At 70.9% G+C, this 24,556-nt stretch carries 18 protein-coding genes and 1 pseudogene; 12 read left to right on the top strand and 7 right to left on the bottom strand.

Annotated elements, in window-relative coordinates:
* Positions 1–51 precede the first annotated feature (51 nt).
* Both M2157_RS45155 and M2157_RS45150 read left to right on the top strand, forming a co-directional pair.
* Entirely contained in the window at positions 52–678 is a 627-nt protein-coding gene (locus M2157_RS45155; RefSeq protein WP_280855328.1) for a TetR family transcriptional regulator, read from the top strand.
* Positions 679–862: 184 nt separating this feature from the next.
* The gene (locus M2157_RS45150; protein ID WP_280868094.1) at positions 863–1,657 is read left to right on the top strand and encodes a serine protease; all 795 of its coding nucleotides are present in this window, start codon (positions 863–865) and stop codon (positions 1,655–1,657) included.
* Positions 1,658–1,687: 30 nt separating this feature from the next.
* Here the strand turns inward: M2157_RS45150 and M2157_RS45145 are convergent, their stop codons facing one another.
* Entirely contained in the window at positions 1,688–3,688 is a 2,001-nt protein-coding gene (locus M2157_RS45145) for a prolyl oligopeptidase family serine peptidase (RefSeq protein WP_348541823.1), read from the bottom strand.
* A 203-nt stretch (positions 3,689–3,891) separates the two neighbouring features.
* Here M2157_RS45145 and M2157_RS45140 point away from each other — a divergent pair, with 203 nt between their 5' ends.
* The gene (locus M2157_RS45140; protein ID WP_280855330.1) at positions 3,892–4,563 is read left to right on the top strand and encodes a phosphotransferase; all 672 of its coding nucleotides are present in this window, start codon (positions 3,892–3,894) and stop codon (positions 4,561–4,563) included.
* A 101-nt stretch (positions 4,564–4,664) separates the two neighbouring features.
* Here the strand turns inward: M2157_RS45140 and M2157_RS45135 are convergent, their stop codons facing one another.
* A complete protein-coding gene (locus M2157_RS45135) occupies positions 4,665–5,366 on the bottom strand; it encodes a 2-phosphosulfolactate phosphatase (protein WP_280855331.1) in 702 nt (233 codons plus the stop codon).
* Between the two features lie 129 nt (positions 5,367–5,495).
* Between M2157_RS45135 and M2157_RS45130 the strand changes: the two genes are divergently transcribed.
* Positions 5,496–5,867: a cupin domain-containing protein gene (locus tag M2157_RS45130; RefSeq protein WP_280855332.1), complete on the top strand. Its 372-nt coding sequence runs from the start codon at positions 5,496–5,498 to the stop codon at positions 5,865–5,867.
* Positions 5,868–6,005: 138 nt separating this feature from the next.
* Here the strand turns inward: M2157_RS45130 and M2157_RS45125 are convergent.
* A pseudogene (locus M2157_RS45125) lies at positions 6,006–6,190 on the bottom strand (XRE family transcriptional regulator); the annotation flags it as partial.
* Positions 6,191–6,325: 135 nt separating this feature from the next.
* Here M2157_RS45125 and M2157_RS45120 point away from each other — a divergent pair.
* On the top strand, positions 6,326–7,444 hold the full coding sequence (locus M2157_RS45120; protein ID WP_280868093.1) for a glycosyl hydrolase 53 family protein: 1,119 nt from the start codon (positions 6,326–6,328) through the stop codon (positions 7,442–7,444).
* Positions 7,445–7,601: 157 nt separating this feature from the next.
* Complete coding sequence (locus M2157_RS45115) at positions 7,602–8,996, top strand: cytochrome (RefSeq protein WP_280855334.1); 1,395 nt, start codon at positions 7,602–7,604, stop codon at positions 8,994–8,996.
* 73 nt (positions 8,997–9,069) lie between these two features.
* Here M2157_RS45115 and M2157_RS45110 read toward each other — a convergent pair whose 3' ends face one another.
* The 3 genes from M2157_RS45110 to M2157_RS45100 form a co-directional block, all read right to left on the bottom strand.
* Positions 9,070–9,738 carry a YceI family protein gene (locus M2157_RS45110; RefSeq protein ID WP_280868092.1) on the bottom strand — a complete coding sequence of 223 codons (669 nt, stop codon included), beginning with the start codon at positions 9,736–9,738 and terminating at the stop codon, positions 9,070–9,072.
* Between the two features lie 107 nt (positions 9,739–9,845).
* Positions 9,846–11,438: a cation acetate symporter gene (locus tag M2157_RS45105; RefSeq protein WP_280868091.1), complete on the bottom strand. Its 1,593-nt coding sequence runs from the start codon at positions 11,436–11,438 to the stop codon at positions 9,846–9,848.
* Positions 11,432–11,866: a DUF485 domain-containing protein gene (locus M2157_RS45100; protein WP_280868090.1), complete on the bottom strand. Its 435-nt coding sequence runs from the start codon at positions 11,864–11,866 to the stop codon at positions 11,432–11,434. Before M2157_RS45100 ends, M2157_RS45105 begins: the two co-directional genes overlap by 7 nt.
* 508 nt (positions 11,867–12,374) lie before the next feature.
* Between M2157_RS45100 and M2157_RS45095 the strand changes: the two genes are divergently transcribed.
* The 6 genes from M2157_RS45095 to M2157_RS45070 all read left to right on the top strand — a co-directional run bounded on the left by M2157_RS45095 (position 12,375) and on the right by M2157_RS45070 (position 22,627).
* The gene (locus tag M2157_RS45095; protein WP_280868089.1) at positions 12,375–13,916 is read left to right on the top strand and encodes an acyl-CoA carboxylase subunit beta; all 1,542 of its coding nucleotides are present in this window, start codon (positions 12,375–12,377) and stop codon (positions 13,914–13,916) included.
* A gap of 25 nt (positions 13,917–13,941) precedes the next feature.
* Positions 13,942–15,642 carry a fatty acyl-AMP ligase gene (locus tag M2157_RS45090; protein ID WP_280868088.1) on the top strand — a complete coding sequence of 567 codons (1,701 nt, stop codon included), beginning with the start codon at positions 13,942–13,944 and terminating at the stop codon, positions 15,640–15,642.
* Positions 15,639–19,604, top strand: a complete 3,966-nt coding sequence (locus M2157_RS45085; RefSeq protein ID WP_280868087.1) for a type I polyketide synthase — start codon at positions 15,639–15,641, stop codon at positions 19,602–19,604. The genes M2157_RS45090 and M2157_RS45085 overlap by 4 nt, the downstream gene beginning before the upstream one ends.
* 22 nt (positions 19,605–19,626) lie before the next feature.
* On the top strand, positions 19,627–20,550 hold the full coding sequence (locus tag M2157_RS45080) for an alpha/beta hydrolase family protein (protein WP_280855342.1): 924 nt from the start codon (positions 19,627–19,629) through the stop codon (positions 20,548–20,550).
* Positions 20,551–20,672: 122 nt separating this feature from the next.
* Positions 20,673–21,905, top strand: coding sequence for a PucR family transcriptional regulator (locus tag M2157_RS45075; RefSeq protein ID WP_280855343.1), 1,233 nt, complete (start codon positions 20,673–20,675; stop codon positions 21,903–21,905).
* Between the two features lie 80 nt (positions 21,906–21,985).
* Positions 21,986–22,627, top strand: a complete 642-nt coding sequence (locus M2157_RS45070) for a cutinase family protein (RefSeq protein ID WP_280855344.1) — start codon at positions 21,986–21,988, stop codon at positions 22,625–22,627.
* Positions 22,628–22,815: 188 nt separating this feature from the next.
* Here M2157_RS45070 and M2157_RS45065 read toward each other — a convergent pair whose 3' ends face one another.
* Positions 22,816–24,528, bottom strand: coding sequence for a hypothetical protein (locus M2157_RS45065; protein WP_280868086.1), 1,713 nt, complete (start codon positions 24,526–24,528; stop codon positions 22,816–22,818).
* Positions 24,529–24,556 lie beyond the last annotated feature (28 nt).

The following is a 24,556-nucleotide window of genomic DNA, read 5'->3' as shown; positions in this document are numbered from 1 at the left end:
AACCATAGCCGGGCCGGCCCACGTGGCTCGGGCCGGAAGTACAGTGATCACATGGAAGAGGGCGCCGCGAAAGGCCGGGACGAGACGGGGAGTCCGCCGCGCAGGCGCCGGCGTGACCCCGAGGGGCACCGGGCGGCCATTCTGGACGCGGCACGCCACGCCTTCGCCGAGCGCGGTTACGCCCGCACCACCCTCAGGGACATCGCCGGCCGGGCCGGTGTCACCCACGGTCTGATCACACGTCACTTCGCCTCGAAGGAACGGCTCTTCCTGGCGGCGGTTCCGGGCAATCGTGATCTGGAGCAGGTGGCGGCCGGGGACCCGGCGACACTGCCCGACCGGATCGCCGACGCCTTCGTACGTCGGATGGAGACCGACGCCGTGGGCGATCCGCTCGTCGCCCTCGTACGGGGTGCAGCATCGGACGAACGCGCCGCCGCCGACCTGCTGTCCGCGATGCAGGAGCGCAGTGCCGCCGTCTACCGGTCCGTGCTCCTCCCCGACGGGACGGCGGCTCGGGACGACGATCTGGACGCCCGGGTGGCGCTCGTGGGTTCCCTGATGATCGGGACCGCCTTCAGCCGGTACATCGCGCGAACCGACCCGCTCGCCTCGATGCCGCCGGAACAACTCACCGCATATCTCACGCGGCTGCTGCGGCACATCCTCTTCGAGTGAAGCCGGCGCACAGGGCTCGACGGCTGCTCGTGGCGGTTACGAAGCCGGTCACCCTGATGCGTGCGCCGAAGCCAGGCACCGCGTTCCCCGAAACCGATTCGCCCCTGACGCTCGTCCTCCCCACCGACCACACCACGCGGGGCCGATCCATGTCCCGCGCCAAGCAGTTCAGGGGGAAACCGCAATGCCGATCCGCGCCGCCAGATCCACCCGTCCCGGAACGCGCACGACCGCCGTCGTCACCACCGCCGTGCTCGCCGCGGCCGCGCTCTGGTCCACCGCCGCTCCCGCCTCCGCGATCAAGGGCGGCGGTCCGGCCACCACGAAGGCCCGGCCGTACGCCATGTTGATCGAGTTCAACGGCAGGCAGTTCTGCGGTGGCACGCTCGTCGCGCCCACGAAGGTGCTCACGGCCGGCCACTGCGTGGAGAGCGCCGGTGATGTGTCCACGCTGCGGGTCATCGGCGGCCGCACCCGGGTGGACGGCACCGACGGCACGGTGCGGGAGGTCACCTCGGCCCGGATGGACTCGCGTTACGGCGGGCCCGGTTACGCCTACGACGCCGCGGTCCTCACCCTGGACCGGCCGATGCCGTACCGGACGATCCCGGTGGCCGGCCCCAAGGACGGCAAGCTGGTGACCGAGGGCCGCAAGGCCACCGCGCTCGGCTGGGGCCGCACCGGGCCCGGCATCGGCGGAACCCGGCTCAAGCAGACCACGCTCGTCCTCTCCCCCGTCGCCGACTGCCAGCCGTACACCGAGCCCGAGACCGACCCCGCCGCGATGCTGTGTGGCATGCCCCGCCCCGGCACCACCGACAGCATCTGCCCCGGAGACTCCGGCGGGCCATTGATCAGCGGCGCCAAGGTGGTGGGAATCGTGTCGTCCGGCAACAAGTACTGCGACGAGCAGTTCCCGGTGTCCGTCTTCGTCCGCGCGGACTCGGTCGCCACGGATCTGGGCATCCCCACCCACTGACGCCCGAGCCGGCCTCGTGATCGACCGGCGTCACACGAGCCCCGGCCGCTTCCACTCCTCGCCGAGGACATGGTGGTCGAGGAAGTTCAGGGCGGTCTCGTACACGAGGCGCAGGTGGTTCGGGGCTCCGATGCCGTGGCTCTCGTCCGGGAAGTACAGGAACTTGGCGGGTACACCCTGGCGTTGGAGGTCGTGGTGGAGTGCCAGGGACTGGCCCACCGGGACCCGGTAGTCCTTGCCGCCGTGCACGATCAGCATCGGTGTCGTCAGGTTCTCCACGTCGAGGTGGGGCGAGTCGGCCTCGTAGCGTTCGCGCCGGGTGCGCGGGTCGCCGTAGATTTTGCGGAAGTACGTGTGCATGTCGGTGTCGCTCTGGAAGACCTCCATGTTCCACATCCCGGCGTGTGTGACGACTGCTCTGAAGCGGTCGGTCAGGGTCGCGGCGCGGCCCGCGAGATAGCCGCCGAAGGACCAGCCGGCAAGGGCTGTTCGGCCCGCGTCGAGGTCGGCGCGGGCCAGCGCGGCGTCGGTCAGGGCGATGACATCGCGGTAGGGCCGGCCGCCGTACTGGCCGCGTCCGCGTGCCTGCATCTGCTGCCCGTATCCGGTGGACAGGGCCGGATCGGGCAGGAGTACGGCGTAGCCACGGGCCACGAAGGGCCACGGGTTCCACTGCCCGGGCCAGCCGCTCCAGGACGACTGGGGTCCGCCGTGCGCCTCGACGAGGAGCGGTGACGGGTGGTCGGGCCCCGCGCCCTCGGGCAGGATCAGCCAGGCGCGGAGTGCGAAGCCGTCGTCCGCGGTCGTGTGCACCTCGGTCAGTGAACCGGGGAGGGGGCCGAGGTCGCCCGGTGCCTTGAGGACGGTGGGCTGCTGGTCTGGCTCGGTGGCGTCCAGGCGGGTTACCTGGGGCGAACTGTCGAGCGCGCCGCGCAGGGCGTAGAGGAGGGACCCGTCAGGCGTCACGCAGAGGGAGGAGTACGCGCCGGAAGCGGTGAGGCGGGTGACTGTGCCGTCCGGGTCACGGCGGAAGACCGGGCAGTGGCCCCGCTCGTCGCCGGTGAACCACAGCGTGGCGTCCCCGGCGACCGGAGAGGGTATCGCCCGTCCGGGCCAGGGCCAGTTGTCGAAGTCCGGCAGGAGGTCCGTCTCTTCGCCTGATACGGGGTCGAGGGCGACGAGGGTGACGCGCCACTCCATGTCGTACGTCTCCTCCCGCTGGCGTTGGCAGATCAGGCGCGTGCCGTCGGCGGTGAAGACCGGGCGGTGGTACTGGTGGCCCGGCAGAGAGAAGGTACGACGCTCCATGCCGGTTGCCGCGTCGGCGATCACCACCACGTTCGTGTCCGGGGCGGCGCTCGTCGGGGCCCGTGTGTAGGCGACCACCGACCCGTCCGGGGAGAGGGCCATGTCGCCGGCGCCCGCGAGGCCTTGACCGCCCGCGTCGACCGGCGGGGCCTCGCCACGACGGACGAAGGTGTGCGGTTCGGCGGGGCCGAGGTCCACACCGCCGGCTCGGGTGGGGGTCGCCTCGTACAGGACCGCGGTGACGCGTGCCCGATGCCGCTCGTGGAGCAGGGCGGCGTGGGTGTCGGCATCCGCAGCACCCGGCAGAAGAGCGGCTGTCCAGGCGAGCGTGGGCGCACCGGGGGCGGCGGTGAACGCGGTCACACCGCCCGGGTGGTGGACGATCCGCTCGGCCTCTCCGTTCTCGGACAGCGCCCACAGCGCGGCTCCCGGCGGCTCGTGCGGGTCACGTTCGGAGAGGAACAACAGGCTGCCGTCGGCAGTGAAGGCGGGGGCGGAGTCGCCCGGGACGGATCCGGCCACGAGACGGGCCTCGCGCTCGCCCGCCGGATCCACCTCCCACAACTCCGACACGTACCGCGTGCCCTCGTCGTCGAGGGTCTGGACGGACGCGATCAGGCGGGTGCCGTCGGGAGTGAGGGCCAGGTCGGTCAGGCGCGGTTGCTCGACGAGGTGGTGGTGGAACGGGCTCGGGGCGTTGACCATGGTGATCATCCTGCCCATGAAGGAGTGGGTTCCAGACTCGCCCCCTCGAACTTTTGCAATCAAGTCGACCTGTTGGTAACGCCGTTGAGGCGCCTATGGCTTCCTGCTCGATCCCCGCGCACCAGACCCTGCTCGCGCGTCCGAGATCAACACGGCTCACGCGGAGAATGAGGTCGGGGTTGGTGCAAGCGCAGTGCGGTGCCGTGGACGATGATCGGTGGATGCGCCCGTTGAAGCACGGCTACACCAACCGCACCGTCGGCGACGGATCGGTGGTGGAGAAGACCTACGAAGGGCCCGATGCGGGGATCAGGCGTGCGCGGGAGTACGCGTTGTTGACCCGGCTGCAGGGGAAGCTGCCGGTACCTCCGGTGCGTGGCGTGGACGACGGGGTCCTCACGCTCGGGTTCGTGGCCGGTGCGCCGGGCCAGGAACTGGTGGAGGCGGGTCACGCGGCACAGGTCCTGGAAGCCTGCGGGGTGCTCCTGCGTCGCATCCATGAGACCGCGCCGAGCGTCCTCGGGGCGGGCGCGCACGATGCCGGCAAGGTGCTCGTCCACGGGGACTTCGGGCCCAACAACCTGCTCCTGGACCCGGAGTCCTTCCAGGTCACTGCCGTGGTCGACTGGGAGTTCGCCCACCTCGGTGACGCGGTCGAGGATCTGGCCTGGTGCGAGTGGATCGTGCGGATGCACCACGCCGAGCACCACCAGGAACTCGACCACTTCTTCAACGCCTACGGCGGGGCCGTGCCCGCGTGGCCGGTTCGCCAGGCCGCCATGCTGGCCAGGTGCGCCGACCTGGAGCAGTTCTGCCACCGAGGGGATCCGCACGGTCCAGGGGTGAGGCAGTGGCAGGAACGCGCCGCGGAGACAGCGGGCTGGAGGGAGTAGACGGAGGCGGGCCGGGCACGGTCACACCCGACCCGGGTCTGCCGACAGCCGCCCAATCCGGCCCCGTGCACCGCACCTGCATGATGCACACCACCGCACCGTCAGATCGAAGCCTCGGCGGTCGGCGAAGGCACTGCGCATCGACGCAGCACCATGAGCGAGTCCTCCAAGGTCGCCACCATGGCAAAAGGGAACCGGTCGAGTTCAAGACAGAGCGCGACGTCATCAGGATGGACTCCTTGCCGCACACCCTCCGCCAGCTCGGCGGCGGCACGCGACTCGCCGGCACGGCGGAGGAACTCGGCTGCGTCCGTGCCGGCCCCGGTGGCCCTCCGAGCGATGTACTGAGCACAGGCCAGGTCCTCGTCGGCGTGCCCATCCTCGCCGGTCACCACGAACGTGACATCGGCGCACTTGCGGGTCCGCAGGAGTCGAGCCGTCGCCCCCGCCACGACGAAGCCAGCACACAGCACCAGCGACGCCTCCTTGACCGCGAGGGCGCCGACCGTCCCGGCCGTGGTCTTCTGCACGACGGTCCGTCCGCCGAAGTCGAGGGAACGCAGCAGGCCCGGCGAGTTGACGGTGTCGAACCCGGGCGCGGGCGGACCGTCCTTGAGCGCCACCCAGTCCGGGTGGCGGCCCTTGAGTGCCAGGGCCTCGTCCAGCGACTCGGCAAGAACGATCTTCTCCGCCCCCTGGCCAAAGGCCCAGGCAGCCACCGTGAAAGCACGCATGACGTCGACCACGACCGCCACGGACGGCGTGTCGACCAGCTGAGCGATGCCAAGGAAACGAGCGTCCATCCGGCCATGATCGCGCATGGACCGGCGGTCTCCAGGCACTGACGTCAGGAACGTACAAGACTGGCGGAGCCCGGGCGCGACAGGCTGGTGACACCGGTTGGTCGACCGGCCCTTGAGGAGGGATTCCCGATGTCCGAGTCCGCTGTTCCCGTCAACCTCGCCGACAAGCTGGCGCAGTTCAGCGAGCTGTGGTCGCAGAAGCAAGTGGCTGTGCTCAACGACTACGAGGTCAAGCTGGCCAAACTAAAGGGGGAGTTCGTCTGGCACACCCACGAGGACACCGATGAACTGTTCCTGGTCATCAGCGGGCGGCTCACCATCCAGCTCAGGGATGGCGACGTGGTGCTGGAACCCGGCGAGTTGTTCGTGGTTCCCCGCGGAGTCGAACACTGCCCCCGGGCAGACGAGGAGACCGCCATCCTGTTGTTCGAACCGGCGGGAACGGTCAATACCGGTGACGCAGGAGGGCCGATGACCAAGGCGGCCGAGATACTCGGCTGACATGCAGCGCGCGGCGTCAGACCGCGACCTTCTCCAGGGGCGTCCGCACCGGCGGACGCCTTTTGGCTGCGGTGTTGGGAGTTTGCCCGGAACAGACGTCACCGCCCGTCCAACCACTCCCCCGTCCCCAGCGGGCGTGGCCCGGGTGGGCCCGGCCAGGAGGTCCAGCGGACCGATGCCGTAGTCCGTGGCTACCGCGTCGCCGTCGGCCAGGCTCCAGGCGGCGGTTCCGGACTGACGGCGGCTCACCTGCGCCTGGCTCACGCCAGAGCGGCGGCCAGTTCCGTCTGCACCCGACCACAAGAAACTGTGTACGTACACAATCCACCCTCACGTCCAGCACTGCTCTAACCTCGTAGAAATGCTGCCGACACATGTATTTACAGCGCCATCAGCACCTCCTACTGTGAACGCTCACAGAACTCATCCACATGGTCATGTCAGACAAGGAGGTCGGGATGACCGTCAAAGGTCCGCGCCGCCTCGTGAGAGCCGCCATGCTCCTGGTGGCCCTCGCCCTGCCCGCATCCCTGCTCACCACGCCCAGCGCCTCTGCCGCCGGTTCGCTCACCATGCTCGGTGCCGATGTGTCGACCGCCCAGCGCGCCCTCGACCTCGGTGCCAAGTACTACGACGCGAGCGGCACCGCCAAGGACCCGCTGGACATCCTCAAGGGCCTCGGCGTCAACTACGTCCGCCTGCGGGTCTGGAACAACCCCGCGAGCGGCTACAACAACAAGGCCAAGGTGCTGTCGTACGCGAAGCAGGTGAAGGCCAAGGGGCTCAAGCTGCTGGTCGACTTCCACTACTCGGACACCTGGGCGGACCCGGGCAACCAGAACAAGCCCGCGGCGTGGGCCGGCCACAACATCAGCCAGCTGCAGACCGACGTCTACAACTACACGTACGACGTCTGCAACAGCCTCAAGTCGCAGGGCACCACCCCGGACAGCGTGCAGATCGGCAACGAGATCAACGTCGGCATGCTGTGGAACGAGGGCAAGGTCGTCAACAACGACTTCACCAACCTCAGTCTGCTGCTCAAGTCGGGCTACAACGCGACCAAGGCGTGCAACAGCGGCACCCAGGTGATCATCCACACGGCCGACGCCGACAGTGACGCGAACGCCCGCTGGTTCTACGACGGCATCAAGGCCAAGGGCGTCAACTGGGACATCACCGGGCTGTCCTACTACTGCCCGTGGCACGGCACGATCGCCAACATGGGCAGCGTCGTGGCCGACATGAAGTCGCGCTACGGCAAGAACGTCATCATCGCCGAGACGGCGTACCCGTTCACCTCGGCCAACGCCGACAGCACCGCCAACTCCATAACGACCGGCTGCTCGGGCTATCCGCTCAGCTGGCAGGGGCAGGCGGACAACTTCACCGCCGTGCAGAACGCCGCCCGCAGCAACGGCGCCATCGGGGTCTTCTACTGGGAGCCCACCTGGTACGCGGTGAAGGGCAACGGCTGGGACCCGGCCGACATCAACAACAGCGGCAACGGCTGGGACAACATGGCGGTCTTCAACTGGACCGGCAATGTGAACCCGAACATCAAGTGGACCCCGTAGGGGACGACTTGGACCAGGAACGGCACCGCCGCCGGGCGGTGCCGTTCGTCGTTCCTCCGGCTCCCCGGTGCGCCGGGGCGATAATCACCCCCCGCCATGAGGGCAGCGCAGCGGGTCACATTACTCTGGCGTAGCGCCTGACCGAGGGAAGGAAGCCATGGGGGTCCAACTGAACAGCGGATCGGCAGCCGGTCACGGGTCGCTGGAGTCGATGAGTCTCGAACCGCTCATGACCCGCGACTACGAACGGGATCCGGCGATCGTGTACGAGCGTCTGCGCCGGGCGCACGGCCCGGTCGCGCCGGTCGACCTGCTGGGGGTGCCCGTCTGGCTCGTGCTGGGCTACGAGGAGGCCTTCCAGGTTCTCCGTGACGACCACGACTGGCCGAAGGGGCTGGAGAACTGGCGGGCACGGCGGGAAGGGCGGCTGCCCGCGGACTGGCCGCTCGCGCCGTCGCTGGACGTCAACCACGTGCTGATCCAGGGCGGTGAGGGCTACCGTGGCCTTCGGGTGGCCTGGGACACCGCGCTCCGGCCCTTCCAGGATCCCCGGCATCCGGTGGCCAAGCGGCTCAAGGCGAAGATCACCCGTGACGCCGACGAGCTGATCACGCTGTTCTCGCAGGGCGGGCGCACGGGGTGGGCCGATCTGTCGGCACAGTTCGCGCGGCCGTTGCCGTTGATGGTGGCGAGTCACCTGCTCGGCTTCCCCGGCTCGCAGCACGACGACGCGCTGATGGACATGTGGCGGGTGCTGGACGCCGGGCCGGACGCGGGACCCGCGCTGGAGCGGCTGCTGGCGACCCTGTCGGAGCTGGGCGCGTCGAAGATGAAGGAACCCGGCGACGACTTCCCCTCCTATCTGCTCGCCTCCCATCCCGGGCTGAGCGTCGAGGAGTTGTCGCGCGAGCTGATGATGCTGCTCGGGATGACCTCGGACCATGTCGGCATCCTGATCTCCAACACGGTCGTCGAGGTCATCACCGGGAGCCTCCCCGCGAGCGCCAGTCTGTCGGCCGGGCTGATCAGGGAGACCATGAACCGGGTGGTGATGCAGAAGCCCCCGCTGATCAACTTCGTGCCGCGGTTCCCGCTGACCGACATGCGGCTCGGCGAGTACACCATCGCGGCGGGCGATCCGGTGTGGGTGTCGGTCGGTGCCGCGCACGCGGACCCGGCCTTCGCGGGCAAGGTCTGCCCCGAGTCGACCATCAGCACGCGGGCACATCTGTCCTGGGGCGCGGGCCCACGGCAGTGTCCGGCCCGGGAACTGGCCGGTGGCGCGGCGGCGATCGGGGTGAGCAGGCTCTTCGAGCGGCTGTCCGGGCTGGAGTTGTCCCTGCCCGTCGACCAACTGCCCTGGCGGTCCTCGCCGTTCATGCGTGGTCTGCGGTCACTCCCGGTGCGTTACACCCTCTCGGACGCGCCGGCCCTGCCGGTGCCCCCTCCCCCTGCCCTTCCCGCGCCGGTCGGATCGGCTCCGGCCGACGACGCCGTACGGCCGCGTTCGTCGCTGTGGCGCTACCTCGCGGGGCTGGTGCGCGGGCGCTGATCGGCCCCTGGAACACCGGAGCGGGCCACGAACTCGGACGAGTTCGTGGCCCGCTCCTCGCGGTAGGGACCGATCAGCCGGCCGGAGGCGTGCGGATCGCGGCGATGTCGAACTGAAGGCGTACTTTCTCGCTGACCATGGCGCCGCCCTCGGCGAGCCTGGTGCTGTAGGTCAGGCCCCATTCGGAGCGGTTGATGGTGGTGGTGCCGTCGAAGCCGGCCCGTTGGTAGCCGAACGGGTCGGTGACATGGCCTATGTAGGTGAGTTCCAGGACGACGGGGCGGGTGGTCGCCTTGATGGTGAGGTCACCGCTCATCCGGTACACGTCGGGGCCGACGGCTTCCACGCCGGTGCTCACGAACCGCATGCGCGGATAGGTCGCGGCGTCCAGGAAGTCGCGGCCCACGAGGTGGCCGTCGCGCTGTTCCACGCCGGTGTCGACGCTCCCGGTGGAGATGACGATCTCCGCCTTCGAGCGGGACGGGTCGCGGCCGTCGAAGTAGAGGCGGCTCTGGTACTCCAGGAACGCCCCGCGCACGGTGGTCACCATGGCGTGGCGTACGGAGAAGCCGATCCTGCTGTGTGCGGGGTCGATGGCCCATTCCCCGGTCAGGGCCGCCAGTCCAGGATCAGGAAGGACGGCTGTGGCAGTGGCCGACGACCCGGTGGGGGGCTGGGCGCCGGCGGCGCGTTCCGTGCGGTCCGCGCGACGGAACGGGGTGCCACGGTTGAACAAGTTCATGCATCACCTAATTACTGCACGGGAGTTGTTGCCGCAAGCCATGATCTGCCGTCGACGAAATATCCACGCATTCGTCACACGATTCCCGGAAGGCGGCAGGAAATCGGCTAGTCGACCCCTACGAGGCTGCGCACTTCGAAGTCCTCATATGTCTCCTTCGTCTCCGGAGGGCTGAGTATCGAGCCCAGCCAGCCGAGGAGAAAGCCGGCCGGAATGGAGACGATTCCGGGATTCTGCAAGGGAAACCAGGCGAAATCGGCGTCCGGGTAGAGCGAGGCGGGGGCGGAGGAGACGACCGGGGAGAAGACGACGAGGAGGACCGAGGAGAGCAGGCCCCCGCAGAGGCTGAGGAGGGCGCCCTGAGCGGTGAACCGCCGCCAGAAGAGGCTGTACACGAGGGTCGGGAGGATGGCGGAGGCGGCGATCGCGAAAGCGAGGAAGGCGAGGGTCGCGGAGTTGGCGCCCCAGGAGATCAGGGCGAGCGACATGCCGAGGATGCCGATGACGGCCGCAGCGAGCCGGGCCACGGCCAGCTCTTCCGTCTCCGTCGCCCTGCCCTTGCGGATCACCTCACCGTAGAGGTCGTGGGCGAGCGAGGAGGCGGCGGCCAGGGTGAGCCCCGCGGCGACCGCGAGGAGGGTGACGAAGGCGAGACAGGACAGCAGGGCCGTCAGGATGGCGCCGCCCAGTTCGTGCGCCAGCAGCAGCACGGCCGCGTTCCCCGTGCGGTCGTTCTCCGCGATGGTGTCGCTGCCCAGGACCGCGGTGGCGCCGAGGCCGAGGATGCCGGCCGCCAGGCAGACGAGGCTGACCAGGCCCATGGCCCACACCACCGAGGTGCGCAGGACGTCGACCGACTTCGGGGCGAGCAGGCGCATCATCACGTGCGGGAGAGCGGCGAGCCCGAGCACAATGGCCAACTGCAGGCTGAAGAAGTCGAGTTTGCTGGTGGCGCTGGCTCCGTAACGCAGCCCGGGCTCCAGGAACCGCGCGCCCTGCCCGCTGTTGTCCGCGGCGGCGGCGAGCAGGTTCTCGAAGTTCCAGTCGAAGCGGTGGAGCACCATCACGCCGGCCACGGTGACGCCGCAGATGAGCATGACCGCCTTGACGACCTGGATGAAGGTGGCGCCGGGCATGCCTCCGATGGCGGCGTAGACGATGACCACGGTGCCGATGACGATGACGCACAGGGTGCGGGTGGCGGCGCTGGGTTCGCCGGTGAACTGGGTCAACAGCGCGACACTGCCGACGAGTTGAGCGACGAGGTAGAGGGTGGTGACGGCCAGCGTGCACAGGGCCAGGGCGAGGCGGACCGGCCGCTGCATTCGCGTCAGCCGTACGGCCAGGGTGTCACCGAGGGTGAACTTGCCGGTGTTGCGCAGGGGTTCGGCGATCAGCAGCAGGACCATCATCCAGGCGACCGCGGTGCCGCACAGGTAGAGCAGTCCGTCGTAGCCGGTCAGGGCGACCAGGCCGGTGCTGCCCAGGAGGGTCGCGGCCGACAGGTAGTCGCCGCACATCGCCAGTCCGTTGCGCAGCGGGGACATGGCGCGGTTGCCGAGGTAGAACTCGCCGATCTCGTCGCGTTGGGGTGCGGTGAGCAACGCGGTGAACAGGGTCACCACGACCACGGACAGGAAGAGCACGAGCGTCAGCTGCAGACTGAGGCGGTCCACGACGGCGGCGCCGAGCCTCACCATGGGCGGTACTCCTCACCGCGGGGGGCCGTGCGTGCCTCGAAGGCGGCGCGTTCGCGTTCCGCTGTCTCTTGGTGGCGGACCAGCCCGCGCAGACCGCGGACCACCGGGGTGACCCGGGTGCGCATGTGGACGAGGTAGCGCCACACGATCACGCCCATCAGCACGAACTGCCCGAGACCCAGCGCCAGTCCGACCGTGAGATGGCCGCTCACGGAGGTGTTCATCAGACCGGGCACGAAGCTGGACAGCAGGACGTAGAGCAGGAAGCCGCCGACGGCGACGGCCGTGGCCCGGACACCGAAGCGGCGGTGGCCGCGGCGCAGCGCCTGATACGCGGGCTCGCGGGACACCGATTGGCGGTCCGCCGGTTCGGGGCCCGTTTCGTAGGGGGGCGGCGGCCCGCCGAGCCCCGTGGAGTGCCGTGACACATGCACCTTCTTTACTCCGCGCCGGTCGTGGCATCAAAGGCACGCCGGAGTCAAGCTCGTGCGGACTTGTGGGGGGTTCGTGAATCTGGAATTCACGTCATTCGAATTCGCGCTTGACGACAAGCCCGGTAGGGCGGTCGGCCGGGGAGTCGGGGGTGGCGACGAGGCCAGGACCGGGATTGTTGCAGCGCCCCCGTTGAACTATCAACCGGCCGGTCGAACCGAATCGGAGAACTGACTCATTCACGTGCTTCGGTACTCGCACTCGCCGTCCCACAGCCTGCGAAAAGGCCGACCTCCGGAATAGGTCTGCACCTTCCCTCCGGCCAGGTTGTCTCAAATGCAGTGCACAGGGGCGCTCCACATCGCGCACAGGCCCTTGTCACTCACGGACTAAGGCCGGCCCCGCGGGACTCACCTCGCGCAAACAGAACGACGTTGGGCTCGGCCCGCCGCGGAGGCGCTGCCATATTCGAAGGCCACTTCGGAGGTGGCTGTGACACTAGAGGTGACGACGACACGTCTGCCGGACCGCACCGCCGACCGCGTCCTCGCGCTCGAGGCCCGCCGGGCGCAGGCCGTGGCGGGGAACGGGCCGAGAAGGCGCGGCAAGTTCGGTGCCCGGGAGCGGATCGACCTGCTGCTGGACCCCGGCTCGTTCACCGAGACCGGTCTGTTCGTACGGTCCCGGCCCACCGGGGACGGTGCCCGTCGTCCCTACGGGGACGGGGTGATCACCGGGTGCGGCACGATCGACGGCCGTCCCGTCTGCGTGTTCGCCCAGGACTCCACGGTCTTCGGCGGCAGCATGGGCGAGGCCTTCGGCGAGAAGACCGTGGCCCTCATGGATCTCGCCCTCCGGACGGGATGCCCGGTCATCGGGCTCAACGACGGTGGCGGCGCCCGCATCCAGGAGGGCGTCGTCTCGCTCGCCCTCTACGCCGAGCTGGTGCGCCGCAACGTCCAGGCGTCCGGGGTGATCCCGCAGATCTCCGTCGTCCTGGGCCCGTGTGCCGGCGGGGCCGCCTACTCCCCCGCCATCACCGACTTCACCGTGATGGTGGACGGCGCCTCGCACATGTTCGTCACCGGTCCCGACGTCATCGAGGCGGTCACCGGGGAGCGCACCAGCGCCGAGGAGCTGGGCGGCGCCCGCACCAGCAACTCCCTCAACGGCAACGCCCACTTCCTCGCCGCCGACGAGGCGGAGGCCCTGGACACCGTACGGGAACTGCTGTCGTACCTGCCCGCCAACAACCTGGAGCGGCCGCCGCAGTACGCTCCCTTGCCACCGCCCGCCGACGTGCCGCTCGACGAGATCGTGCCGGACCGGCTCGGGCAGGCGTACGACATGCGGGACATCCTGCGGGCGGTCGTCGACGACGGTGAACTCCTGGAGGTCCAGGAGCTGTTCGCGCCGAACATCATCTGTGCGCTGGCCCTCGTCGACGGGGCTCCCGTCGGCGTCGTCGCCAACCAGCCGTCGCACGCGGCGGGCGTGCTGGACATCGACGCCTCCGAGAAGGCGGCGCGTTTCGTACGGTTCTGTGACGCGTTCGGCATTCCGCTGCTGACCTTCGCCGATGTGCCGGGCTACCTCTCCGGGGTCCGGCAGGAGCAGGCCGGGATCATCCGGCGCGGCGCCAAACTGCTGTACGCCTACGCCGAGGCGACCGTGCCGAAGGTGACGGTGGTGGTGCGCAAGGCGTACGGCGGCGGGTACGCGGTGATGGGCTCCAAGCACCTGGGCGCCGACATCAACCTCGCCTGGCCCACCGCACGGATCGCGGTGATGGGCGCCGAGGGCGCGGTGGGCGTCCTGCACCGGCGTGAACTCGCCGCCGCCGAGGATCCCGAGGCGCTGCGGGCCCAGCTCGTGGACGCGTACGAGAGCACGCACGGGACGCCCTATCTCGCCGCCGAGCGCGGCTACGTCGACGCCGTGATCGCCCCGCGCGACACCCGTGACCACATCTGCCGTGCCCTGCGCGCGCTGCGCGGCAAGCGCTCCCCGATGCCGGAGCGCCGGCACGGCAACATCCCGCTCTGACCTGCCCCGCGAGGAGACCTGCCCGATGGACAACCGCCGTCCCCCGTTCGCCCCCGCGTTCCGGAGTCTGCCGGAGTACGTACACCACTGGGCCCGAACCGCCCCCGAACGCCGGGCGTTCACCTTCGTCGACCATCCCGCCCCGGATTCGCGTGGCGTCCATCGCACGCTGACCTGGCGCCGGCTCGACGTGCGCGTACGGGCGGTGGCCGCCCGGATCGCCGAGGAGGCCGAGCCCGGGGCGCGGGTCGCGCTGCTGTGCCCCCAGGGGCTGGAGTACGTCACCGGGTTCCTGGCGACGCTCGCCGCCGGCCTCATCGCCGTACCGCTGTATCCGCCCGGTCTGCCGGGCCAGGGGGACCGGCTGACAGCGGTCCTGGCCGACGCGCGTCCTTCGGTCGTCGTGACGACGAGCCGGCACCTGGGTGAGGTACAGGAGTTGTGCGACCGGGTCGTCGCCGTGGACCAGGTCCCGGACGCCGCCGCGCGAGACCTGGAGCCGGCCGACGCGGAGGTCGCCTACCTCCAGTACACCTCCGGTTCGACCCGTACCCCGGCGGGCGTGGAGATCAGTCACGCCAATGTCGTCGCCAACGCCCGGCAGGCGCTGAGCGCCTACGGCGCGGATGCCCATCCGGCGACGTGCGTGGGCTGGCTGCCGCTGTACCACGACATGGGGCTCGTCCTGAGCATCGCCGCCCCGGTGGTGCGGGGGCTGCTGTCGGTACTCATGGATCCGGTCGCCTTCCTGCACGAACCCGCGCGCTGGCTGCGGCTGTTGGCCGCGCATCCGCGCGCCCTGAGCGCGGCGCCCAACTTCGCCTACGACTACTGCGCCTCCGCGGTGACCGACGCGCAGAAGGCGGAGCTGCGGCTGGACGGGGTCGCCGCGCTGATCAACGGCAGTGAGCCGGTCCGCCCCGGCACGGCCGACAGGTTCCAGGCGGCCTTCGCCGGTCAGGGGCTCGTCGCGGAGACCCACTGTCCCTCGTACGGGCTCGCCGAGGCGACCGTCTTCGTCAGCGCCGCCCGGCCCGGGGAACCGTTGCGCCGGTTCGCCCTCGACCGGGACGCGCTCGCCGAGGGCAAGGCGCTGCCCGCACGGCCGGACGATCCGAGGGCCGTGCTGCTGGCGGGCTGCGGCACTCCGGCGGGACAGCAGGTCCTTATCGTCGATCCCGTCTCCGGCGACCGTCTGTCCGAGGGCGAGGTCGGTGAGATCCAGGTGCGGGGCCCCAACGTGGGCCGCGGCTACTGGAACCAGCAAGAGCAGACCCGGCGCGTCTTCGGAACCGACGGCCGGCTGCGCACCGGTGACCTGGGAACGGTCCTGGAGGGGCAGTTGATCGTCACCGGTCGGCTGAAGGACCTGATCGTCGTCGACGGACGCAATCACTATCCGCAGGACCTGGAGGCCACCGTCCAGGACACGCATCCGGCCATCCGGCGCGACCGGCTCGCCGCGTTCGGGGTCGCGGGCGGCTCCGGTGAGCGGGTAGTCGTAGTCGCCGAGCACACGCGGACCACGCACCTCGCCGGGATCGACGTACCGGCTCTGGTACGGGCCGTGCGTGCGGCTGTGTCCGGACGGCACGGGGTGCGCCTCGCCGACGTCCTGCTCGTCCCGCCGGGCACGGTGCCGCGGACGTCGAGCGGCAAGGTGTCGCGGGCGCTGACACGTGAGCGGTATCTGGCGGGTGCCTACGCGACGGACGGCGCCGAGTGAGGGCCGTGGACGCGGGCGCGATACGCCGTCTGATCGCCGAGCGGGTCGCCGCGTGGACCGGTACGGCCGTCGCGGAGGTCGCGATGGACCGGCCGCTGGCGGATCTCGGCATGTCCTCGCGGGAAGCGGTCGTGCTGGCCGGGGAACTCTCCCGGCTGACGGGACGCGAGCTGCCGGCGACGTTGCTGTGGGAGGCGCCCACCGGGGAGGCTCTGGTGGCGCACTTGTGCCGTACGCCGTCGCAGCCCCCGCCGCCGACGCCCGCCGCGGTGGCTCCGCCCACCTCGGAGCCGATCGCCGTCATCGGGCTCGGCTGCCGCCTCCCCGGCGGTGTACACGGCCCGGCCGACTACTGGCGGCTACTGACCGATGGCATCGACGCGATCAGACGGGTCCCGGAGGACCGTTGGCGCGACTTCACCCCCTTCCCGCCCGAGGACGCGCTCCCGTACGGCGGCTACCTCGACGACATCGCCGGGTTCGACGCGGACTTCTTCCGGATCACCCCGCGTGAGGCCGGAGTGATGGACCCGCAGCAGCGGATCCTCCTGGAGGTCGTCCACGAGGCCCTGGCCCATGCCGCCGTCCCGGCCGCGTCCCTCGCGGGCACCGCTACCGGTGTCTTCGTCGGGGTCTCCGCCCCGGAGTACGGTGCGCTGACCGGCGCCGACCCGGCGGCCGTGGATCCCTGGGCGCCGGCGGGCGGTGCGCTGAGCGTGGCCGCGGGCCGGCTGGCGTATGTGCTGGACACCCGTGGGCCGAGCATGGCCGTGGACACCGCCTGCTCCTCCTCGCTCGTCGCGGTGCACCACGCCTGCGTGAGCCTGCGGACGGGCGAGAGCGACACGGCGATCGCCGCGGGCGTCAACCTGCTGCTCTCCCCCACCGTCACCGTGGCGTTCCGGCGGGCGGGCGCCCTCGCGCCGGACGGCCGGTGCAAGCCGTTCTCACCGGACGCCGACGGCATCGGCCGCGGGGAGGGCTGTGCGGCCGTGCTCCTGAAGCGGCTGTCCGACGCCGAGCGGGACGGCGACCGTGTGCTCGCCGTCATCCGCGCCACGGCCGTCAACTCCGACGGCCGCTCCAACGGCCTCCTCGCCCCCAACCCGGCCGCCCAGCAGGCGCTGTTGACCACCGCGTACGCCCGGGCCGGGCTCACCCCCGCCCACGTCGACTACGTCGAGGCGCACGGCACCGGCACCCCGCTCGGCGATCCGATCGAGGCGGGCGCGCTCGGCGCCGTCCTCGGTGCGGGCCGCGACCCCGACCAGCCGCTGCTCCTCGGCTCGGTGAAGTCGAACCTGGGGCACCTGGAGTCCGCCGCGGGCATCGCCGGGCTGGTGAAGACCGTGCTCGCCCTGCACCACGACGTCATCCCGCCCTCCCTGCACTGCTCCGAGGGCAGCGCCCTGGACGACGTACGGCTGCGGGTGGTGTCCGAGGACGAGCCGTGGCCGCGCTACGGCGGCACCGCCACGGCCGGGGTCTCCGGGTTCGGGTTCGGCGGCACCAACGCCCACGCGGTGCTGGAGGAATGGCGACCCGGCGTGCTGCCCGCGCGACCGGGCGAGGAGCCCGGGGCCCGGCTCCATCTCCTGTCCGACGTGGACGAGGAGCGGCTGCGGGACACCGCGGCCCGGCTCGCCGACTGGCTCCGGACGGCGGCCGCGCATCCCGCCGACGTGGCGCGCACGCTGGCCGGACGGACCGGCCGCGGAGGGGTGCGGGCGGCCGTGGTCGCCCGGGACCATGACGAACTCACGGACGGGCTGGGCGCGTTGGCGCAGGGGTGCCCGCACAGGCAGGTCGTGACCTGTGAGCGTGATCTCGTAGGGCCGGGCCCGGTGTGGGTCTTCTCCGGGTACGGCAGCCAATGGGCAGGAATGGGACGCCTGTTGCTCACCGAGGAGCCCGCCTTCGCCGCCGCCGTGGAGAAGCTCGACGCGGAGTGCGGGCTGTCCCTGTACGACCGTCTCGCGTCCGGGAGCGAACTCGACCGGCTGGAGGTGGCCCAGCCCGTTCTGTTCGGACTCCAGGTGGCGCTGGCCGAGTTGTGGCGTTCCTACGGCGTCGAGCCCGCCGCCGTCATCGGCCACTCCCTGGGCGAGGTGGCCGCCGCGGTGTGCGCGGGTGCGCTGGACGTGTCGGAGGGCGCCCGGATCGTCGCCGTACGGGCAAGGCTGCTCAGCAGATTGCAGGGCGGTGCCATGGCGGTCGTCGACCTCGACGACGGCGAACTCGACGCGCTGGCCCGGGACTTCCCCGGTGTGCACGTCGCCGTTCACTCCTCGCCCGGGCAGAAGGTCGTCACCGGTGAGGAACCGGCGGTGGCACGGCTGGTGCGGTGGCTGGAGCGGGAAGGGCGGGCGGCTCGTTCCATGCGGGTCGTCGGCGCCGGGCACTCGCCCCAGGTCGAGCCGCTGCTCGCGGAGTTGACCGAGTCCCTGGCCGACGTCGGAGGCAGAGCGCCCCTCGTGCCGGTCTACTCCACCGTCCTGGACGATCCGCGCGGCGACTGTGTCTTCGACGCCGCTCACTGGGCCGCGAACCTGCGGCGGCCCGTGCGGCTGGACCGGGCCGTCGCCGCGGCCGCCGCCGACGGCCACACCGCCTTCGTCGAGATCTCGCCCCACCCGGTCCTGGGCCGGGCCATCACGGACAACGTGCCCGGTGCCCTCACGATCGGCACGCTCCGGCGGGAGGCCGACGGATGCGCCGACTTCCTCACGCAGGTGGGGACCTTGTACTGCGCGGGCGGACGGCTGCCGCTGCCGCCGGGGCGGGTCGTCGACCTGCCCGCGCCGCGCTGGAAGCACGTGCGGCACTGGTGGACGGACGGGCGGGGGTCGGCACCTACGAAGACGCGGCCCGAGGTGCCTGCCGACCTTCCGGCAGCGGCGTCCGCGAAAACCGGGGCCGAGGTGCCCGAGGACACCACCGTCGCCGCCCGCCTGTGCCACCACATCGCCACGGTCACCGGCCACCCCGCGGGCCGGGTCACTCCCGCCACCGCCCTGGCCGGCCTCGGGCTCGACTCGCTGATGGCGGTCCGTGTCCGCACCGCCGTCGAGCGCGAGTTCGGCACCGAGCTGCCGCTGCGCGACCTGCTCGGCGCCACCACCGTGCAAGAGCTGGCCGACCGTGTCCGGCCGGGGCCGGTACGCCCGCTGCACGTCACCGCCGGCCGTCCCCCGCTCTTCCTCGTGCACGCCGCCGGCGGAACGACCGACGTCTACCGGGCACTGGCCGAACGGCTGGGAGACAAGCTGTCGGTGTACGGTCTCGAACGCCTCGAAGACGCCCCCACGGTGACCGAGAAGGCGCGCCGCTACGCCGAAGCCGTCACGGCCGTCCACCCCGACGGGCCCTGTCTGCTGGGCGGCTGGTCCTTCGGCGGCTTCGTCGCCCAGGAGACCGCGCGGCAACTGACCGCGGCGGGGCGGGACGTGGAGCTCGTGGTCCTCATCGACTCCGTACGCCCCCTCCCCCAGCCGGACCGGACACCGGCCGAACGGCTCCGCGCCCACTTCGAGGGGTTCGCCCGGCACGTCAGCGACGCCTACGGGGTCCGGCTCGAGCTGCCGTACGACGACCTCGTCGCGATGGACGACGACGGAGAACGCATCGACACCGTGCTGGGGATCCTGCGCGCGTCCGCCGATGTGCCGCCCGCCGCCCTGGAGCACCAGCGCTCCTCCTACCTGGACCTGAGGATCGGCGAGGCCCACCGGCCGGGCCTTCACGACGGGCGGGTGGTCCTGTACCGGGCCACGGAGCCCGCTCCGCACACCGTGCGCGACCCCGCCTACGAACGCGACGACCAGACGCTGGGCTGGGACGAGGTGTGCCCGCGCCTGACCGTCGTACCGGTCGCGGGACACCACCTGTCGCTGCTCGACCCGCCGCACGTCGACGAGATCGCCGCCCGTCTGGGGCGCGAGCTCGCCGAAGGGACCCGCTGAACGTGATCCGAGGAGAGCCGCCATGCACCGTCGCACCACCGGAGTGTCCCGACGTACCGTCACCAAGGCCGCGGCCGGTGCCGGTCTGGCCGTCCTGTTCGGCGCCCGGACCGCCGCCGCGGTGGGGTCACGCACCGTCGACGTGTCCGTGTCCTCCGCCGCGCTCGGCCGCAGTGCGCCGGTGCGGCTGATCCTGCCGTCGGGCTTCGGCTCGCAGCCCACCCGCACCTACCCCGTGCTGTACCTGCTGCACGGGGCCCACGACGACTACACGTCCTGGACGCGGGAGACGGACATCGAGGCCTTCACCGAGGGCCGGGACCTGATCGTGGCGATGCCCGACGCGGGGCCCACCGGGATCCCCACCGCCTGGCGCGGCGGGCCCGACTACGAGACCTTCCAGCTGAAGGAGGTTCCGGCGCTGCTCGCCCGCGACTACCGGGCCTCCGGTGTACGGGTCGTCGCGGGGGTGTCCACCGGCGGCTACGGCGCGATGGCGCACGCGGCACGGCACCCGGGCATGTTCACCGCGGCGGCCTCCTACAGCGGGATCCTCGACACCATGGCGCCCGGTGTCCCCACCCTGATGGACGCCATCGTGGCCCGCGAGAACCTGGTGCCCACGTCGCTGTGGGGCAATCCGTTCCTGAACCTGCTCACCTGGCGCGACTTCAACCCGCGGAACCGGGCCGCGGGACTGCGCGGCACCGCCCTGTACGTCTCCAGCGGCAGCGGGCTGGCGGGAGGCACGGGTGACTGGCTGCCCGAGGCCCTGGAGAGCGCCCTGTGGCCCTCCGCCCATGCCTTCACCGACACGCTCGCGCTGCAGCGCATCCCGGTCACCACACACTTCTACGCAGGAGGAGGGCACAGCTGGGCTTACTGGAAGCAGGAGTTCACCGCGTCGTGGCCGTTGCTCGCCCGAGGTCTGGGGGTGCCGCAGTGATGTCGGTACCGTCGGGGCACGGAACGCAACGCAGGGGTCGTCCGTCCAACACAGGACTTACCCCTCGCCCCACGGGCAACGGCCCGCGGGTGAGCCGCTTCCGGGTGAAAGGAGGGCCCCCCTTGGCCACCCCCGCCCCGCACGGCGTCCCGGAGGGCCGCGGCGCCGCCGCGGTCCCGCCCGACCTGGCCGAACTGCTGCGCGCCCAGCTGGAGGACGTCGCCGACGAGGTCGAGGAGGAGGTCCGCCGGCAGGTGCCCGAGTACGCGCGCCCGGCCGACGGAACGTACCGCGAGAACCTCAGAGCCGGTGTGGTGCAGGCGCTGACCCTGTTCGTCGACCACATCGCCGACCCGCGCGGCCGCGGGGACGCGATCGCGGCGACGTACTACGAACTCGGGCGCGGTGAGGCCCTGGAGGGGCGCAGCCTGGACGCCTTGCAGTCCGCGCTGCGGGTCGGCGGGCTGCACGCCTGGCGCCTGATGGGCCGGACGGCCGAGCAACTCGGCCTCGACTCCGCGGTGGTCACGGCGCTGGGCGAGCTCGCCTTCCGCACCGTGCACGAGGTCGCGGAGGCGGCCGCTGCCGGGTACTCCGAGGCGCGCGCGCACAACACCGACGAGCTCGAGCGGCGTCGCAGACGCCTGCTGGACCTGCTGCTCGGCGAGGGTCCGGTCGCACCCGCGGCGGTGCAGGACCTGGCGCACGGTGCCCGGTGGTCGGTGCCCAGGCAGGTCGCGGTCGTCGCGCTCGCGGCCACGCCGGACCAGCGGGAGGAGGAGTGGCCGCTGGCCGCCGCGGGGGCTCTGGTGGACATGGAGTCGCGGCCGCCGCGGATGCTGATCCCCGACCCGGACGGCTCCGGGCGCTTCGGGGGCCGGGCGTTCAGCCTCGCGCTGCGGGGGCGGCCGGCCGCGATCGGGCCGACGGTGCCGCTCGCCGACGCGGCCCAGTCGTTGCGCTGGGCCGTCCGGGCGCTGGGGTTGATGGGGCGCGGGATCCTCCCCCGGCAGGGGGTGGTGCGCTGCGCGGACCACCTGTCGACCCTGCTGCTGCACAGCGACGAGCCGATGCTCGACCAACTGCGGGGGCGGGCCCTCGCACCGCTCGAGGCGGTGTCGGAGGGGCAGCGCGAGCGGCTCGCCGAGACGCTGCTGGCGTGGCTGCTCAGCGGCAGCAATGTGCCCGACGTCGCCGCCCGTCTCCATGTCCATCCGCAGACGGTGCGTTATCGGCTGCGTCAGCTGGAGAAAGTCTTCGGTGACGCCCTGCACGATCCAGGCGCCCGTCTGGATCTCATTCTGGCACTCACCACGGCACAAAAGAGCGAGGAATTTCTGAATTCCCGTCCATAACACCTCTCATGGTCAAGCGAATAAGTTTCGGGACGTCCTTTCCACAGGCGTATCACACGCCCCACCCTCAAAGGATCCCCATGCGTATTCGCTTGTACCTCGCCGCGCTCTCGCTGGTCGGCGGAGCCGGTGTGGCCACCGTCTCGGCGCCACCGGCATCCGCCGCGGCCTGCTCGGACATCGACGTCGTCGCCGCTCGCGGCACGTTCGAGCCGGGCAACCTCGGCCTGATCGTCGGTGACCCGGTGTACTCCGCGCTCCAGAGGAAACTCACGGGCCGGAATGTGAGCAGCTACAAGGTGAACTACCCCGCGGACCTTTCCCTCACCTCGGCCGCGCAGGGCAACAGGGATCTGGTGAACCACGTGAACAGCCAGGCGGCCGCCTGTCCGAATCAGCGTTTCATTCTGGTCGGCTATTCGCAGGGCGCGAATGTCGTCGACAACTCCATCGGCATCAGCAGCGCCGGTGCCGTGGTCGGCAGTCCCATCGTGGCCACCATTCCCGCCGCGCTGGAGTCACGGGTGGCCGCGGTGCTGCTGTTCGGCAACCCGATCCGGGCGATCGGCAAGAGCGTCACCGGCACGTACCAGAGCCGCACCATCGACTTCTGCGCCAAGGGTGACCCGGTCTGCGAAGCGGGCGGCAACGACACACTCGCGCACCTCGGCTACACGGCGAACGCCGACGCGGCCGCGACCTTCGCCGCGGGCAAGGTCTGAGCGAGCGCGGACGGAAGGGCCCGGGAGGAGTTTCCCTCCCGGGCCCTTCCACATGTCTGGACACCAGTTCGGTCCGGCCGTTGTTTGGACACCGCCGACGAGCAGTCCGTCACCCGCAAGGTCTGAGCGACAGCGCACAGAAGAGCCCGGGAGGAGGCTTCCTCCCGGGCCCTTCGCATACCGTCCGTCTATCGAGGTGTACGCGCGAACTCCGTGAGCGCGGTGGACACCGGCTCCGGCCGGCCATTGTTCTGTACCGGCGCCGCGGTCAGCACGTCGAGGTGCTGGTAGCCGTCCGCTACCACGGGGTGCAGGTCGGCGGGGACCCGGCCGGCGAGCAGTCCGTCACCCGCGAGGACCGTGAGCGTCGGGTTGGCGGTGAGCCCGTCGGGGTGCACGACGAGCCGCTTCACCTGCGGGGATGTGGCCAGCTGGATGTCGGTGACCAGCTTGGTCGGGAAGTACTGCTCGGTGAAGTCCAGCGGCTGAGCGGCCATGCTGCGCGCCAGCTCCCGGATGTCGGTGACCTCCTTGCCCGCCGCGGTGAACGGGGTTCCGTCCGACGACCGGTACCCGGGGTCGTCCGGGTCGCCGACCCGGTCGTAGTTGCGCCAGGTGTAGAGCGGACCGTGCGGCTGTGCGGGAATGGCCTTGTACTCGGTGCCGAAGAGGCCCGGCTGCGACGAACTCCCGTTGGCCGCGGGGAAGTTCTTGTCGGTGATGGGCCCGCCGTCGAAGAAGCCCACGCTGCTCTGAAGGAACGCGAGCGGCACGGACTGGTCGTCCATCAGCGAACCGAGGATCGCCTCGTTGGTGAGCCGGAAGTCCTTCACCGCGGGTGAGCCGGTGAGGAAGGTGGCCGTGTCCTTGGAGAACAGGAAGCGGTTGGTGGCCTCGATGTTGGTGTTGGCGGGCAGATAACTCGGCAGATCGGCCTCGCCGCCCGGATCCTGCAGGGCGCCCACGCCCGCGATGGCGAGCAGGGTCATGGTCTCGGGGTTGAGCAGGACGGGCGCCGACAGCGAGCGTGGGAGCAGTCCGCTGTCGAGTCCGGCCTGGACGACGCCGTAACCGAGGCCCACGTCCGGCAGGTTGGTGTCGTCCGGGATGCTGCCGCTCAGGTCGGCGAGGGATGTGGAGACGGTGGTGTCGAGGGCGAAGTAGCCGGCGCACTGGTTGTGTCCGGCGTCGGCGGTGGTGGCGGGGTCGCCGTCGAAGTCGGCGGCGGCGAAGTACCCGGTGATGACACCGCCGAGCGAGTGGCCGCCGCACAGCACCTTGTCCTTGCGGACGCCCTGGTCGGGCAACTCGGCGGCGAGCAGGTCGTACTCGTCGCGCACGGTCTGCTCGATGCCGAGCTTCGCCATCCATCCGAGCTTGTCGTTGCCGACGAACCCGGCGAAGGTGCGGCCCTGGACCTGTTTGCCGCGGTAGTAGTAGTCGACGGCGGTGTGCTGGTCGCCGGAGGTGATTCCGGTGCGGTCCTCAAGGCAGTTGGAGCGCCGGTCCAGGGCCCAGAACTCGATGTGACGGCCCTGCTCGGCGGCGCGCGCCACGGTGTTGCGGGCGACGCTGTCGAAGGCTCCGGCGCCCTCCAGGATGCCCGGTTGAGCGACCAGGACCCGGTCGGCGTCGGCCGATGACGCGGGCCCCGACGAGGACCGGTAGCGCAGATACGACAGCCAGTCGCACGCCGCCGGACGGGCCCCGAAGGACGCCGGAAGGGGTGCCTTCACGCGTACGACGGTCTCGGTCACACCCCCGCTCGTCCCGACGGGTGTCTCGGTTCTCGCGCTGTCCGCGGACGCCGACGGGGTGAACGCCCCGGTGGTCAGCAGCACCGCCAGCGCCGCGACACGTAGCGTTTCAGGGGTTCTTCCTCTGCTGCGACTCGTGTTCATGCTGGGACCGTAGGGCTGCGCGGGCACG

Source organism: Streptomyces sp. SAI-127, from assembly GCF_029894425.1.
In the GTDB taxonomy this organism is placed as follows: domain Bacteria; phylum Actinomycetota; class Actinomycetes; order Streptomycetales; family Streptomycetaceae; genus Streptomyces.
The sequence above is the reverse complement of the archived record's forward strand: the minus strand, read 5'-3'. Positions and strand labels throughout refer to the sequence as shown.

Bases quoted from the DNA above. Each gene is read 5' to 3' on its own strand.
- M2157_RS45145 (WP_348541823.1), bottom strand. From the start codon at position 3,688: ATGGGCAGGATGATCACCATGGTCAACGCCCCGAGCCCGTTCCACCAC.
- M2157_RS45090 (WP_280868088.1), top strand. From the start codon at position 13,942: ATGGACAACCGCCGTCCCCCGTTCGCCCCCGCGTTCCGGAGTCTGCCG.
- M2157_RS45070 (WP_280855344.1), top strand. From the start codon at position 21,986: ATGCGTATTCGCTTGTACCTCGCCGCGCTCTCGCTGGTCGGCGGAGCC.
- M2157_RS45140 (WP_280855330.1), top strand. From the start codon at position 3,892: ATGCGCCCGTTGAAGCACGGCTACACCAACCGCACCGTCGGCGACGGA.
- M2157_RS45155 (WP_280855328.1), top strand. From the start codon at position 52: ATGGAAGAGGGCGCCGCGAAAGGCCGGGACGAGACGGGGAGTCCGCCG.
- M2157_RS45105 (WP_280868091.1), bottom strand. From the start codon at position 11,438: ATGGTGAGGCTCGGCGCCGCCGTCGTGGACCGCCTCAGTCTGCAGCTG.
- M2157_RS45110 (WP_280868092.1), bottom strand. From the start codon at position 9,738: ATGAACTTGTTCAACCGTGGCACCCCGTTCCGTCGCGCGGACCGCACG.
- M2157_RS45130 (WP_280855332.1), top strand. From the start codon at position 5,496: ATGTCCGAGTCCGCTGTTCCCGTCAACCTCGCCGACAAGCTGGCGCAG.
- M2157_RS45115 (WP_280855334.1), top strand. From the start codon at position 7,602: ATGGGGGTCCAACTGAACAGCGGATCGGCAGCCGGTCACGGGTCGCTG.
- M2157_RS45120 (WP_280868093.1), top strand. From the start codon at position 6,326: ATGACCGTCAAAGGTCCGCGCCGCCTCGTGAGAGCCGCCATGCTCCTG.
- M2157_RS45065 (WP_280868086.1), bottom strand. From the start codon at position 24,528: ATGAACACGAGTCGCAGCAGAGGAAGAACCCCTGAAACGCTACGTGTC.
- M2157_RS45150 (WP_280868094.1), top strand. From the start codon at position 863: ATGCCGATCCGCGCCGCCAGATCCACCCGTCCCGGAACGCGCACGACC.
- M2157_RS45135 (WP_280855331.1), bottom strand. From the start codon at position 5,366: ATGGACGCTCGTTTCCTTGGCATCGCTCAGCTGGTCGACACGCCGTCC.
- M2157_RS45080 (WP_280855342.1), top strand. From the start codon at position 19,627: ATGCACCGTCGCACCACCGGAGTGTCCCGACGTACCGTCACCAAGGCC.